Here is a 16,220-nt window from a genome sequence, read left to right as displayed (position 1 = left end):
GTGGCCCAACCAGGCCACCTTTTTTAACGGAATGAAATTCTGTTTTATTAATAACCAGGGTTCTGCTTCAGCACATTGGCACCCTGAATGTCGATTTGTGTCTGCGGAATCGGCAGATACTCATCCTGATTCGGGGAAAACTGAGCTCCGGCGAACCCACCGGGTAACTTCTTGCTTTCGTAAGCCAGATAAGCGTTCAGCACCGGCGCGGCAAGGCCCCAGCGCAACAGGTCAAAGTAGCGGTGCCCTTCGGTACCCAGCTCCAGTTTCCGCTCAAACCGAACGGCTTCGCGGGCAGCTTCTTTGGTGGCAAACGCCGAGGCCGGATACGGGTTAATAACATAGTTGGCCGCGTTCTGCCCATTGGGTAGTTTTACGAAGTTGATCGGATTAGCAGCCCGTGCCCGCACCATATTCACATATTCCAGTGCTTTGGTGAGGCTACCGGCTTCTATTTCAGTTTCGGCTGCCATCAGGAGCACATCTGCGTAGCGGATCAGGTTGACGTTGATACCGGTCCACCCTTTCGTCCAGTTCGATACGTCGGCCAGCCGGCTTTCGCCCGCCTTGGTATACACATACTTCTTGTTCTGATACGGCCCGCCAAACGGCTGATCCCGGATCCAGTCCTGACCGGGGAAGATAACCCAGTCCAGGTACGGAATGCCGCGACGACCCACCGTATGGTCAAGGCGCGGATCGACCGGACGCGTATCCGGCGTGAAGGGCTCACTTGAAGCAAGCCCCATATCCGTTTTTAATTCATTCTCCGGGCGGTCGTAGGCACCATTAGCCTGAGCCTGGTCGATGGGCAAACCGTTGGCATTGGTCCGGAACGAGTTGGCAAAGTCGAAGCTGGGCTGGAAGAACCCACAGCAGCCAACCGGACCGGCCGGACCGGTATTGTAGGGCCAGTTCAGGTTCAGGTCACCCGAAGCCGCATCGGAACTACCCGCGTTGGCTACGTTCGAGGTCACAAACACAATTTCGGAGTTCACTTCATTCTCGCCGGTAAACAACGATGCGTAGTTCGTTACCAGGGCATATTTGGTACCGTTCGACGTTTTACCATTCGCAATAACCTGATCAAAGATGTTCTTTGCTTCAGTAAACTTCTGCTGGTACAGAAACACTTTGCCCAGATAAGCACCTGCTGCCCATTTGTTTACCCGGCCAACAGCCGTCTGGACTTCGGGCAGGTTATCAAAGGCGTATCGGAAGTCAGCTTCGATTTTCGGCCAGATGTCTACGTTGTTCGGCACTTTTTCGATGCCGGTGCCGTAGTCGACCGTTTCATCGACGTAGGGCACCATATTAAAGGTGCGCTTCAGTTCAAAGTAGTAGTGCCCCCGCAGAAAACGGGCTTCGCCCGAAATCCGCTGCTTTGCCGCAGCCGTTACATCGGAACTGGCGTTGGCAATTGCCCGCAGTACGGCATTGGCCCGGCTGATACCCTCGTACATATTGTTCCAGCGGGCGTTCAGTTCGCCATTGTTCGGCAGCACCTCATACCGCTGAAACGGCGTAATGGCGTTGAAGTCACCAGGGTTTGAGCCTTTGTTGGCTTCCCCCCCGCGAATACTGCCGTACACCCAGTTGGTCGAACTGGCCGTCTGGCTGTAGCCCCTTCCGTTGAGCTGGGCGTAGGCCCCAATCAGCAGGCCCTCCAGGCCATTCAGTGAATTCAGGTTCGATACCGTCAACTGACCGGTCGGTGCTACATCCAGAAACTGGTCTTTACAGGATATACCGATTCCGGTGAGTAGTACGGATAATATCGCTCCTCGTGCGATTATCTTTTTCATACGTGATTCTAAATAATAGGTAGATCCAAATTAGAAAGCGAAGCTAAGCCCGGCGTTGTAGCTTCGGGTGATGGGATAGTTCCCAACATCTATACCCAGGTTCTGGTCGGCCGCACCACCCACACCCGGATCAAGACCCGAGTATTTGGTCAGGGTGAACACATTGTTGGCCGATACCGACATCCGAACCCGGCTCAGCTTAAGCCGCTGCAGCAGCGTAGCCGGCAGCGTGTAGCCAAGCGTGATATTCTGCATCCGCAGAAACGAGCCGTCTTCTACATACCAGGAGTTGATCTGCGTATTGGTGCTGAAGTTGGATACGTCTTCGAAAATCGGCTGATTTGTGCCGGTGTTCTGTGGCGTCCAGGAATCCCGCACCCGTGCGCTGATGGCTGCTCCAGGGTACGAAGGGTAGAAGTCGGTAAACCACTTCGAGTAGTTGAAGATCTGGTTCCCCACCGACGAATAGAAGTACGTCACCAGGTCGAATCCTTTGTAATCGAAGCGCATGTTCAGACCACCGGTAAATTTCGGGATGGGGCTGCCGATAAATGTCCGGTCGTTTTCGTCGATACGGCCATCATTGTTGATGTCGGCGTAGCGGAACCGTCCCGGAGCGGCACCTGTCTGCGTGGGCGCACTCCGTACCTCTTCGGCGCTCTGAAACAGGCCTATAACCTGATAGCCGAAGAATGAAGCCAGCGGCTGGCCGGGCTGGTTCCGGGTGGGAAGACCACCGATGCGGTTGGTGGGCAGACCTACGTCGAAGTACGGGATGCCGGGGGCCAGCTGCAGAATTTTATTATCGAGCAAGCTCCCGTTGACGTTTACTTCGTAGCCAACGTCGCCGGCGATTTTACCGCGGGTGGTAACGGCCAGATCGATACCCTGATTACGCATCCGGGCTACGTTGACGGACGGAGCCGTGGCACGCTGTCCGACTACACCCGGTATGGGCACCTGGAACAGCAGGTCTTTAGTATCTTTCCGCCAGATGTCGAAGATGATATCGAGTTTTCCGTTCAGGAACGTACCGTCGATACCGATATTGGTTGTTTCACTAGTTTCCCAGCGAGCCACCGGATTACCGATGCGGCTTCGGAAGAAACCCGGCACAACCGCGCTGTTGGTGAGGCCAATATCGTAGGAGTTGGCAATGTTGGACTGGTATAGGCTGTACTGGTTGTTAGGGTCTACGTTGTTGGAGTTACCCATCTGCCCCCAGCCACCCCGAATCTTCAGATCGGTGACCCAGCTAACATCACGCATGAACTCCTCGCCGGTAATCCGCCAGGCGGCCGACAAGGCCGGGAAGGTACCGTACCGGTTGGCGGCCCCGAACCGCGACGAGCCATCCCGACGGAGTACCCCGGTAAGGATGTACTTATCGGCCAGAATGTAATTAACCCGACCAAAGAGCGAGTAAAAGTTAACCCCCGCAAACTGATCGCCACTCAGCGTTCGGCCGCTGGCCGCTGTGGTGTTGATGCTGACGTAGTTCGGATCGGTGGTGAAGGGGTTCAGACCGGTACCGCTGAGGTTTCGGCCAAAACCTGTATTCAGCGCTTCCTGTCCGATCAGCACATCGACACTGTGGATACCAAACCGCTCCTTATACTGGGCCGTGTTGGTAAATACCCAGGCGAGCGAAAATCCGGAGCCCTCGTTCAGCGCAAAGGCACCGTTGTTTTCGGAGTTCTCGTACTGGCGTCGCGTAAAGTTCCGGTTAAAGTAATTGACATACTGGCCACCCAGGCTGGAGCGCAGCGTCAGGGCCGGAATTGGATCAAACTCCAGGTAGATATTGCCGAAAGCGTTGGTGTTAAAGTTGCGGTTGTTGCGCACCCCTTCCCGCTCGGCAACCGGGTTTCGCGGGTTGTTGAAACCACGTGCCGCCGTACCGGCAAACCCACCAAATTCATCATAAACCGGGATGACAGGGGCCATCCGGAACGCCGACAGGATTACGCTTTCCTCCTGCGGAAGGGCTTGCCCACCGCTGCCACCAACCTGACCTGAGGTATTCAGGTAAGTCAATTGCAGGTTCTCGCCAAACCGCAGATTCTTCAGAATGTCGAATTCGGTGTTGGCACGCAGATCGTACCGCTGGAAGCTGTTGTACAGCAGGATACCAGCCTGGTTCTGCTGCCCTAAACTGACGTAGTAGCGGCTGCTTTCGGTACCGCCCGAGAAGCCCAGCGTTTGCCGCATAATAGGAGCATTGCGGGTAATCGCTCCATACCAGTTGGTGCCCGCTTTATTGGCCCGCACTACCTGATAAATTGGTCCACGGTTCGGATCAATATTGTAATTGGCCCGCTCGGCTTCCAGGTTTACCGTGCTGGTAACACCCGTCCGTCCACCAACGTTGATGTAATCCGGCAGCACCGGTGTAGCACCGGAACCATACTGACCCGAAGCAATTCCGGTATAGCTAACCGGCTGACCCAATGCCGTTTGCCGGTTACGAATGGCCGCCCAGGTCCAGTCGGCCTGTTCCTGCGGGCTCAGGATCTCCGGTGCTGTACCGGGCGTAGTAAAGCCGTAAAGACCATCATAGGTGATGTTCAGTTTCTGCGCCCGGCGCTGCCCTTTCCGGGTCGTAATGACAATAACCCCGTTGGCGGCCCGTGCTCCGTAGATAGAAGCCGCTGCCGCATCCTTCAGAATGGTTGTCGACTCAATATCGTCGGGATTCAGGAAGTTGGTGTTCCCGATGGGCACGCCATCCACTACGTACAGCGGCTGGTTACCCCCAAAGGCACCAAAACCCCGTACGCGAACGGTGTTGTTGGCACCCGGCTGCCCGCTGGCAATAACCGTAACCCCAGCCACACGGCCCTGCAACTGCGTCTCTACGTTTGCCGATGGAATTACACGCAAATCCTGCGATTTTACGGTTGATACTGAACCGGTTGTCTCCCGTCGGCTGTCGGTGGTATAACCGGTAACCACTACTTCGTTCAGGGCCGTAACGTCTTCGGCAAGCGTTATCGTAACAGCTGATTGATTGCCGACGGCTACTTCCTGAGACCGATACCCAATGGCTGAAACCACCAGTACTGTGCTTACCTCACCTCCTCGTACCGTCAAATTAAACGTACCGTTTGCATCCGTTGAGGTACCGGTACTGGTTCCTTTGATGACAACATTCGCACCGGGCACCGGCCCATCAGGGCTGGTGACGGTCCCAGTGATCCGACGATCCTGGGCGTACACATTCACTGCTACCAGTAGCAGAAATGCACATAACCAACCAGCATGGAACAACTGGTAGAGTCTACATTTCATAAAAGTCAGGCTGTTTAAATTAAAAACCATTAAAAAACGCACAAAAACAGCCCAAGTTTATAGTGGTTTTATTTAAACACAAAACGGCAAAATACCATTTATTCTACCATTAGCATATGTTTTTATTGGTTTTGTCCAATTTAATGCCATTTTAATATCCAATCTACAAAGCTGACAATGAAATACTTGCTCAGAAGTGTACATGGCAGGTTACATACATTCAGGTCAATTTTGTGTCCATTTCGTCTCATTTTTTTATTTATATCATTGCCTTTTATTGTACCATTTTGAGACAAAACACTTATTGAACGGCCCCCAGCTTTAAGGAGGCCTACATTAACACTGCCTTCAGATTATTCTAAGGGTATAAAAAAAGGTGGCCGGGATGGGCCACCTTTTTTGACGGAATGGAATTCCGTTTTACTAATAACCGGGATTCTGCTTCAGCACATCCTTACCTAACAAGTCGATCTGATCCTGCGGAAGCGGCAGCAGCTCGTTTTTGTTCGGGGTAAACTTAGCACCGCCCAATGCAGCGGCACCGGTCAGGAATCTGCCATCGTAAGTCAGGTAATCATTGATTTCCTTATCGGCAATGCCCCAGCGTACCAAGTCATAGAAGCGGTGACCTTCGCCCGACAGTTCAAGCTTGCGCTCAAACCGAACGGCATCTCTGGCAGCTTCTTTGGTAGCAAAAGCCGAAGCCGGGTACTCGCTGATCACATAGTTAGCCGCCGGTGCACCCGCTTTGGTTACAAAGCCGGCCGGGTTGGCCGCCCGCTTACGAACAAGGTTGGTGTACTCACGCGCTTTCTCCAGACTACCTACTTCAATCTCAGCCTCAGCCGCCATCAACAGCACATCGGCGAACCGAATGATCGGGAAGTTGAGGGCCGTGTAACCCGGTGTCCAGCTACTGTTGTCCTGCAGCGACCCTACATCAGATTTATAATAGGTAAACTTCTTCGGCGAGTACGGGCCACCATTCGGCTGGTTCCGAATCCAGTCGGCACCCGGGTGATCCTGCCAGTCGAGATACGGAATTCCCCGGCGACCAACTGACCAGTCAAGACGCGGGTCAAGCCGGCCGGCATCCGGCGTGAAAGCCGTCTTGGAGTCAATACCGAAATCGGTTTTCAGTGCGTTGGCTGCGCTATTGTACGATTTGTCCAGCAGCGGCAGACCGTTGGCATTGGTCCGGAAGGAGTTACCCAATTCAAAGCTCGGCTGGAAGAATCCGCAACAGTTACCCGGACCGTTCGGACCGGTGTTGTACGGATAGTTCAGGTCGAAGTCAGGGAACGCGTTGTTAACTGAGCCCGTATTAGCGGCATTCTGGATAGCAAAGATAGACTCTTCGTTGTTGTCGTTCGATGCTTTAAAGATGTCGCCATAGCGGGGCACCAGACCGTACTTTTTGCCATTAGTGGTTCTACCATTGGCTATAATCAGGTCATACAGCGCTTTAGCTTCAGTAAACTTCTTCTGATACATATATGCTTTAGCCAGATAGGCGGCAGCAGCCCATTTGTTGGCCCGGCCGGCAGCTGATTGCGTTTCAGGCAGGTTATCGTAAGCAAATTTCAGATCTGCCTCAATTTTTGGCCACAGATCCGCAGCGTTGGTTACTTTTTCAATACCCGTACCGTAGTCGACGGTCTCGTCCACATACGGGGTATTATTAAAGTTACGCTTCAGTTGGAAGTAGTAATGGCCGCGCAGAAAACGAGCTTCAGCCGTGATCCGGGTCTTGTCGGTTGCCGACACATCGGCCGATGCCTGAGGCAGCAGGCGCAGCACATTATTGGCACGGGCAATACCCTCATAATTACCCCGCCAGTTTTCGGAGATCACCCCCTGCGTCGACAGGTATTCAAAACGCTGAATCGGGTTGATGTCACTGAAGTCACCAGGGTCGGTGCCTTTATTGGCATCACCACCCCGGATACTTCCCCAAACCCAGTTGGAAGCCGAAGCCATCCGCCATTCACGACCATTGAGGTGGCTGTAAGCAGCAATTAAGGCGCCTTCAATACCCTTTTTTGACGTCAACTGAGCCGCACTGATCTGACCCGTTGGCAATACTTCCAGAAAACTATCCTTACAGGCAAAAGCAATGGAAGTGAGCGCAAAGGTGGTCACCACCACTTTTTTACTGATTGTGATTTTCATATAATTCAATACTAAACGGTTAGGTCAATTGATTAGAAACCAAGGTTGATACCGATGTTCCAGCTGCGAGTCAGCGGGTAGTTTCCTACATCCACCCCGAACTGCGTGTCGGCGTTACCACCCACGGCCGGGTCTAAGCCCTGGTATTTTGTGACGGTTGCCAGGTTGTTCACCGAAGCAGAAATCCGCAAACGGGTAGCTCTCAGGCGTTCCAGAATGTTGGCCGGCAGGTTATAACCAATCGACAGGTTCTGGAAGCGCAGGTACGAACCATTCTCAACATAGAATGAGTTGGCCACCTGGTTGGTGCTGAAGTTAGACGCCGTCTCGAAGATAGGGATAGTTGCACCCGGATTCTGCGGAGTCCATGAGTTCTTCACGCGCTCGCTGATTGCCGCACCGGCAAACGACGGGTAGAAGTCGGTAAACCATTTAGAGGCATTGAAGATCTTGTTACCCACCGACGCGTAGGTGTAGGCGTTCAGATCAAACCCTTTATAGCGGATTGTGAAGTTGAAACCACCCGTAAACTTCGGTACCGGGCTACCCAGATAAGTCCGGTCATCAGGCGTGATCCGGCCGTCGCCGTTCACATCCACATACCGGAAACGACCAACGCCTTTACCATCCTGAGGTGGTGCCGAATTCACTTCTTCCTGAGTCTGGAAGATGCCCGCTACCTGATAGCCGTAGAATGCCGAGATGGAGTAGCCCAACTGGTTCCGGATCGGCTGCAGGCCGCGATAGCCAGGGTTGATGTAGTTGATATACTGCAGATCATTGGCCAGCGATACGATCTTGTTCTCCAGGAGTGTACCGGTCAGCGTAGCCTCGTAGCTCAGGTCGCCCGAAATCCGGCCGCGGTTGGTGATCAACAGGTCAACACCACGGTTCAGCATCTTGGCCACGTTCACCGACGGTACGGCTGCCCGCGGACCGGCTGTCTGCGTTACAGGCACCTGGAACAACAGGTCGCGGGTATCTTTCTGCCAGAGGTCAAGGCTCATTTCCCAGCTATTGTTCAGGATAGAGAGATCAAGACCAACGTTTTTGGTAATAGCCGTTTCCCAACGCGCATCCGGGTTACCAATCCGCGTCCGGAAATAACCTTCCGCTACGCTGGAGTTGGTTCCGTTGATGTCATACGCCGATGCACCGAGACTAGCCGCATACAGACTATACTGGTTGTTAGGATCTACGTTGTTGGAGTTACCCATCAAACCATATCCGCCACGAATTTTCAGGTCGGTAATCCAGGGTGCATTCCGCATAAACTCCTCCGATGTAACACGCCAGGCCGCCGAGAATGCCGGGAATACCCCGTACCGGCTGTTGGCACCGAAGCGGGATGAACCATCCCGACGAACTACTCCCGTTACATAGTACTTCTCGTTGAAGTTATACTCTAACTGACCGAACAACGAATAGAAGTTAACGCCTTTAAAGTAGTTAGAACCAACCACCCGACCGGTTGCCGATACAGTGTTCAGCGTGATATAATCCGGGTCGGTCGAGAAGGGGTTCAAACCGTTACCGCTAATGTTTTTACCACGACCGGTGTTCAGGGCTTCCTGACCAACTATGGCGCGTACATTGTGAAGACCGAACTTCTTGGCATACGTTGCCTGATTGGTTAGTACCCAGTTGAAGCCGAAACCGCCCCCTTCGCCGTAGCCGAAGGCCGAGTTGTTTTCGGAGTTTTCGTACTGTAGACGGCTGTAGTTCCAGAAATAGTTGTTACCCAAACCGCCACCCAGGCTACTGCGCAGGGTTAAGCCCGGAATCGGATCAATCTCCAGGTATACGTTACCGAACAGATCAGCGTTGAAGCCGCGGTTGTTTTTCACACCTGCGCGCTCCGCTACCGGGTTACGCGGGTTGTTGAAGCCTTTGGCAGCCGTACCGGCATAGCCTCCAAACTCATCATATACCGGGATGATCGAAGGCATCCGGAAGGCCGACAGAATAACGCTTTCATCGTCACTGACCCCAAAACCGCCGTTATCACCGATACCGCCCAACTGAGAACGATACGTCGCCTGCAGGTTCTGACCGATGCGCACTTTCTTAGAAATATCGAACTCCGTATTGGCCCGGAATGTATACCGGCGGAACTGATTGTTAATCAGAATGCCAGCCTGCTCCTGAGCGGTCAGGCCGATGTAGAAGCGGTTGTTTTCGCCACCACCGGAAAAGCCCAGCGCATGACGCTGTAGGGGAGCAACCCGGGTAATGGCCTTATACCAGTCGGTACCTTCTTTATTAGCCCGTACTACCTGATAAATAGATCCGGCGGTCGGGTCAACATTGTACTTGGCTCTCTCCGCAGTTAGATCAACAGTACCCGTAACACCCGAACGGCCACCGACATTGATGTAGTCCGGGAGTTGGATAGTACCCGTTCTGTTGGGTCCCAGAGAACCAAACTGAGGGTGAGCATACGTTTGGTTGGAGTTGGCGTAAGCCCGGTTGGTCCAATCCGCAAAATCCTGCGGATTCATCATTCTCTGGCCTTTGCCGGGGTCGGTCGCCCCGTACAGACCATCATACGTAATGTTCAGCTTACGAGCGTTACGTGAGCCTTTTTTGGTGGTGTACACGATCACCCCGTTGGCGGCCCGCGCACCGTAAATAGAAGCGGAAGCGGCATCTTTCAGGACGGTGGTCGTCTCGATGTCGTCAGGTGCCAGGAAGCTGATGTCATTGGTTGGTACCCCATCCACTACATACAGCGGCTGGTTACCGCCAAAGCTACCAAAACCCCGTACCCGGATCTGGCTGGTTGAACCTGGCTGACCCAGGGCCACAACCGTTACACCGGCCACACGACCCTGCAGGTTTTGCTCAACGTTCGATGTCGGAACTATCGCCAGGTCTTTGGCCTTCACCGTAGCTACGGCACCCGTTGCATCACGCTTGTTGGTGGTTGAGTAACCCGTCACGATTACTTCGTTCAGCGCCGTTACATCTTCCTGTAGATTAATAGTAACATTCGACTGGTTACCGATGGCGAGCTCCTGCGATCTGTAGCCGATACCAGAGATAACTAATACAGGGTTGGCTCCCCGCACATTAATCGCGAAATTACCGTTGGCATCCGTTGAGGTACCGGTGGTAGTTCCTTTGAGGACAACGTTCGCACCAGGCACTGGCCCGTCTGTACTTGTCACTCGTCCCGTGACTCGACGGTCCTGGGCTGAAACACTCATGCTAAGCAGCAGCACAAGTGCAAACACTAAACCAGTTTTTAACGACTGATAAAAGTTTGGCATCATATGGTTAGGGATGTTAAAAATTTTGAAAACGTTTCAATTTTATATCAGATACTTCACATTTCAAAATCTAATCGGATTTATGAATTTTATGTAAGAATGTATTTATATAATTATTCTAAGGCGAAAATGGGTAACGATGCGTATTAAATATTGTTTTTTGAATTATAATAATTTTTGCAAAAATTCGACTTTACGGGTTACCTGAAAAAAGTACACGGTTAATGATTATTAGTGGATTGATGCAACAAAGCCTTTTGCAACCGATAGTTACATAATCTGGCAGATATAGATCCCCCCCCACACCCCTTATCGGCGTTGTCAGGCTTCGGGCTGGTGCTTTTTCTTCCGCTTACCAAATATAAGCCTGGTAGTTTTACACGTTCCTTTAGTAAATTAGCTGTTTGAAATTGAACCCTATTTAATCTGTGAAGCAATCTTTCGTTCTGTTTATTACCTTATCATCGTTCGCCGTGCTGTTCTGTTCGTGCGAGAAGCCGCTCTTTACCCAGATTACGGCCGAAGAGTCGGGCATTACGTTCTCGAACCGAATCAGCGAGAACGATACCATGAACATCCTCGATTTTGAATACATCTACAACGGGGGCGGAACCGCCATCGGCGATTTTAACAACGACGGCCTACAGGATATTTTCTTCTCGGGCAATCAGGTTGCCAACAAGCTTTATCTGAACAAAGGCGATTTCAAATTTGATGATATTACTACTAAAGCCGGCGTAGACGGTGACGGAAAATGGTGTTCGGGGGTAGCCCTGGTGGATATTAACAACGATGGCTGGCTGGATATCTACGTGGGCGCTACCGTTAGTAACCTGGCCACCCGGCGCGAGAACCTACTCTTCGTAAACCAGGGCGTAACGAAGCCCGGAGACATTCCGGTGTTTACAGAAATGGCTAAGGAATACGGCATTGCCGACAATGGGCACACCACCAATGCCGCCTTTTTCGATTATGACAACGATGGCGACCTGGACCTGTATGTACTCACTAATACTATTGAAGTTTACCCGAACGCCTATCATGCCAAAGTAACGGACGGCTCCTCCCCCACCACCGACCGCCTGTACCGCAACGACTGGAATGAGCAATTGGGCCACCCGGTCTTTACCAACGTGTCGAAAGAAGCCGGTATTCAGATTGAAGGGTATGGTCTGGGCCTGAATATCTGCGACATCAACCGCGACGGCTGGAAAGATATTTATGTCACGAATGATTACCTGAGCGACGACCTTCTGTATATAAATAACCACGACGGCACCTTCACCGATCAGGCAGGCCAGGTATTCAAGCACACCAGCAGCACGGCCATGGGTAATGATGTGACGGATATTAACAACGATGGTTTGATGGATGTCATCGCCGTAGATATGCTCCCGCAGGATAACCTCCGCAAAAAGGTGTTCCTGAGCCCCAATAATTATCAGACTTACCTCAATAATGACGAATACGGGTTCAATTATCAATACACCCGCAATACCTTACAGTTAAACCAGGGATTCATACCGGCGGACACCTCAGCCGGCCCGGCCGATTCGCTGAATAAACGCCGGCCGGTCTTCAGCGATATCAGTCTAATGGCACAGATAGCCGAGACTGACTGGAGCTGGACCCCCATGGTGGTCGATTTTGACCATGATGGCTATCGGGATATTATCATCACCAACGGCTTTCCCAAAGACATTACCGACCGCGATTTTATGCAGTTCCGGGCCAACAGCTCGTCGGTGGCCAGCAAAAGTTACACCCTCAGCCAGATCCCGGTGGTCAAAATCAGTAATTATGCCTTTCGCAACAAAGGGGACCTGACATTTAAAGACGTTACAAAGGACTGGGGGCTAAACCAGCCGTCGTTCTCCGACGGTGCCGCATATGGCGATCTGGACAACGACGGTGACCTGGATTTTGTGGTCAACAACATCAACGACTCGGCGTTTGTCTACCGCAACAATCTGATGGAAACCAAACCCAGCGAAGCCAACTACCTGCGGATTCGGTTCAACGGCAGTGCTCAAAACCGAATGGGCCTGGGTGCCTTTGTGGAAATTACCTACGACAATGGTAAAAAACAAGTGTATGAGCACTCGCCCTACCGCGGCTACCTGTCGACTGTAGAACCCACGGCCCATTTCGGCCTGGGTCCTGTTTCCACCGTCGCTGAAGTAAAAATTACCTGGCCCGCCTACGAAGGCCGGCCGGCCAAAGCCCAGACTCTCCATCAGGTGAAAGCGAATCAGGTGCTGACGGTCGACATCCGGAATGCGTCGGAGCCGGCGCATCTGCCCCCCACCAGTCCGTCGCGCCCCATTTTCCGGGATGTTACGGATTCGCTCAGGCTGAATTTTGTGCATCAGGAGCCGGAATTCATTGATTTTAACCTTCAGAAACTGCTACCGCATAAGCTCTCGCAGTTTGCCCCGGCAGTGTCGGCCGGCGACGTGAACGGTGATGGTCTGGATGACCTGTTTATCGGCGGCTCCAAATCGCAGAAAGGGACTTTTTACCTGCAAACGGCGCAGGGCACCTTTGTCCGGCAGGACCTGCTGCCGGGGCCGGCCAACATTCCTCCGCCCCCGGTAGGGGCGGTGAGTTATGGCCGTCCGACCAGCCCCAAGCAGGAAGAAGACATGGGCACGCTGCTGTTTGACGCCGACGGCGACGGTGACCTCGACCTGTACATTGCCAGCGGTAGTTTTGAAGCCGAACCGAACAACCCGGCCTACCAGGACCGGCTGTTTATCAACGACGGAACGGGAAATTTCAGCGTAGCCACGCAGGCCCTGCCGAAGAGTCTGATTAGTAAATCCTGCGTGAAAGCCGCCGATTTTGATCGCGACGGCGATCTGGACTTGTTTGTGGGTGGTCGCGTGGAGCCCGGCCAGTATCCGAAGCCGGTGTCCAGTTTCATTCTGCGCAATGACTCCAAACCGGGTGAGCCCAAATTTACGGATGTCACAGCCTCGGTAGCCGGCGACCTGCTCAACCTGGGGCTGGTCTGCGATGCCCTCTGGACCGATTATAACAATGACGGATGGATGGACCTGATGCTGGCCGGCGAATGGATGCCGCTGACCTTTCTGGAGAACGTGAACGGCAAACTCACCAACCGGCAAACCATAAAGCTCCCCGACGGGGAAACCGATGCTATCGGCTGGTGGAACAGCCTGCTGGCCGTAGATATCGACCACGACGGTGATATGGATTATGTAGCCGGTAATCTGGGCACCAATACCCTCACCCAGGCGAGTGTAAAGGAACCCATATCGGTTTACGCCAAAGACTTCGACAACAACGGTTTTTACGATGCCATTCTGACTACTTACTTCCCCAACCAGAACGGCAAGCGGAAGGAGTTTACCTATCACGGCCGCGAAGATCTCATTAAACAGATGATCTCTATGCGTGCGCGTTTTCCGCTCTACAAAGATTTTGCGGAGGCATCCATCGACAAACTGCTGAAGGAGGAAGAGCTGAAAGACGCCATTGTGCTGCGGGCCAATTACATGAAATCGGCCTATGTCGAGAATCTGGGCAATGGCCGGTTCCAACTACGGGAACTGCCCGTTCAGGCTCAGTTAGCCCCGGTTTTCGGCATGATAGCAGGCGATTTTAACCAGGATGGCCATTCGGATGTGCTGCTGGTGGGCAATGACTACAGCAACGAGGTATTTGTTGGGCGGCTCGATGCCCTGAACGGGCTGTTGCTGACCGGCGACGGTAAAGGCAACTTCACTGCGGTGCCTCCGGCGGCCAGTGGTTTTTACGTACCCGGCAACGCCAAAGGCCTGACCAGCCTGACCGATGCCGGCGGCCACCGCTTACTTGTGGCCACCCAAAACCGAGGGCCGCTGAAAGCCTTCCGCAGTGGCCGACCCGCTCAGGTAGTCAAACTCAAACCTACCGACATTGCTGCGGTGATTACCCACAGCGATGGCCGGCGTGAAAAAGCGGAATTCTGCTACGGACAGTCGTTTCTCTCGCAATGTGCGCGGGAGTTACCGCTGCCACCGGGCGTAAAAGCCGTAGAACTTATTGACTCAAAAGGGCAACGTCGTCCGGTTACGGTTGGAACCACCCTGGTTTCTACCAACTAACCACCCCAAACCGCTGCCCTATCATGAACCTTATGCGTTTTATTATACTGGCCAGTATAGTGGCTATTCTTGCTCAGAGTTGTTTCTTTGCCAAATCAGATACCCAGCAGCCCTCCGATTTGTCGGGTGCCGAACTGGCCACCCGGCACTGCGGCAGTTGTCATATGCTGCCGGCTCCCGATTTGCTCACTAAAGATGCCTGGCGCAATGGTGTGCTACCCCAGATGGCCCTGCGGCTGGGCATGAGCGACGACATTATCAACGTCATCAGCAACCTGCCGTCGGCCGATGCCGATACCCTAATGCAGGTAGGCATCTACCCCGGCACTCCGCAGATGCATCCGGCCGACTGGCAGAAAATCGTAGCCTATTACACCACCCTGGCACCCGACAGCCTGCCCGCTCAGCCCACCCGGCAGCCGGTTCAGCCTACCCTATCGCTATTTCACGCCAAACCGGCGCCCATTCCGGTTCCTCCGCTGGTAACGCTGATTCACCATGACTCCACCCGGCAGCAACTCTGGATCGGCCTGCGAAACGGCAACCTGTACCAGACCGACAACCAATTCCGGACACTGGACACCAATTACCTGCCCAGCACCCCCTCCGACCTGACCATGCTGCCGAACGGACTGGCGCAGGTGCTGCTGATGGGTGTTATGGACCCCAACGATAGCCGGAAAGGCCAACTGGTTACGGTAAAACCCGGTCAGACCTCCTCAACCACCCAGATTACACCCCTGGTCAACCACCTGCACCGACCGGTACAGCAACTCACGGCCGATTTTAACCAGGATGGGCGGAACGACATCCTGGTTGCGCAGTTCGGCAATACGGTGGGTAAACTGACGCTTTTTGAACAGCAGCCGAATGGCACGTACCAGGAGCGCATTCTAGACTACGCCCCCGGTACCCGAACGGTGCAGGTCCACGACTTTAACCACGACGGCAAGCCCGACATTATGGCGTTGCTGACGCAGGGCGACGAGTCGGTGGCTATTTACTGGAACCGGGGTTTTAACCTGTTTGAGAAGCAGGTAGTGCTGCGCTTTCCGCCCGTGTACGGCTCCAGTTATGCCGAACTGGCCGATTTTAACGGTGATGGCCATCCGGATATTCTGTACACCAACGGCGACAATGCCGATTACTCCAAGATTCTGAAACCCTACCACGGCGTCCGGATCTTTCTGAACGATGGCCGGAACCACTTCAGACAAGCCTGGTTTTACCCCATGCACGGAGCGGCCAAAGCCATTGCCCATGATTTTGACCAGGACGGCGATCTGGACATTGCGGCCATCTCCATGTTCCCGGACGCCCAGGCAAGACCAGCCGAACAGTTTATTTACTTTACCAATACCGGCAAGCTGCGTTTTACTCCACAGACCTTTTCCGATAATGGAGTAGGTCAGTGGATGCTGCTGGAGAAAGCCGATTACGACCACGACGGCGATCTGGACCTGCTCCTGGGCTCGTTCATGCTCCGGAAACGCTCCGGCCAGGTTAATACAGACAAGGGCCTTTGGCTGCTCGAAAATCAGACAAAGCAACGGGTAACTTTATGAAGC

General features: G+C 53.3%; 6 protein-coding genes. 2 read left to right on the top strand and 4 right to left on the bottom strand.

Features of this window, described 5'->3' with window-relative positions; translation table 11 throughout:
• Positions 1–47: 47 nt before the first annotated feature.
• From ABD931_RS02340 to ABD931_RS02325, 4 genes are all read right to left on the bottom strand, one after another.
• Positions 48–1,805, bottom strand: a complete 1,758-nt coding sequence (locus ABD931_RS02340) for a RagB/SusD family nutrient uptake outer membrane protein (RefSeq protein WP_345263544.1) — start codon at positions 1,803–1,805, stop codon at positions 48–50.
• Positions 1,806–1,835: 30 nt separating this feature from the next.
• Complete coding sequence (locus tag ABD931_RS02335) at positions 1,836–5,096, bottom strand: SusC/RagA family TonB-linked outer membrane protein (protein WP_345263542.1); 3,261 nt, start codon at positions 5,094–5,096, stop codon at positions 1,836–1,838.
• A gap of 423 nt (positions 5,097–5,519) precedes the next feature.
• Complete coding sequence (locus ABD931_RS02330; protein ID WP_345263540.1) at positions 5,520–7,268, bottom strand: RagB/SusD family nutrient uptake outer membrane protein; 1,749 nt, start codon at positions 7,266–7,268, stop codon at positions 5,520–5,522.
• 32 nt (positions 7,269–7,300) lie between these two features.
• Positions 7,301–10,543, bottom strand: coding sequence for a SusC/RagA family TonB-linked outer membrane protein (locus ABD931_RS02325; RefSeq protein ID WP_345263538.1), 3,243 nt, complete (start codon positions 10,541–10,543; stop codon positions 7,301–7,303).
• 425 nt (positions 10,544–10,968) lie between these two features.
• On the opposite strand from ABD931_RS02325, the gene ABD931_RS02320 reads away from it, so the two are divergent.
• Together ABD931_RS02320 and ABD931_RS02315 are read left to right on the top strand one after the other, a co-directional pair.
• Positions 10,969–14,652, top strand: a complete 3,684-nt coding sequence (locus ABD931_RS02320) for a CRTAC1 family protein (RefSeq protein WP_345263536.1) — start codon at positions 10,969–10,971, stop codon at positions 14,650–14,652.
• 23 nt (positions 14,653–14,675) lie between these two features.
• Positions 14,676–16,217, top strand: a complete 1,542-nt coding sequence (locus tag ABD931_RS02315) for an FG-GAP repeat domain-containing protein (protein WP_345263534.1) — start codon at positions 14,676–14,678, stop codon at positions 16,215–16,217.
• Positions 16,218–16,220 lie beyond the last annotated feature (3 nt).

Source organism: Nibrella viscosa (assembly GCF_039541875.1).
In the GTDB taxonomy this organism is placed as follows: Bacteria; Bacteroidota; Bacteroidia; order Cytophagales; family Spirosomataceae; genus Nibrella; species Nibrella viscosa.
The sequence above is the reverse complement of the archived record's forward strand: the minus strand, read 5'-3'. Positions and strand labels throughout refer to the sequence as shown.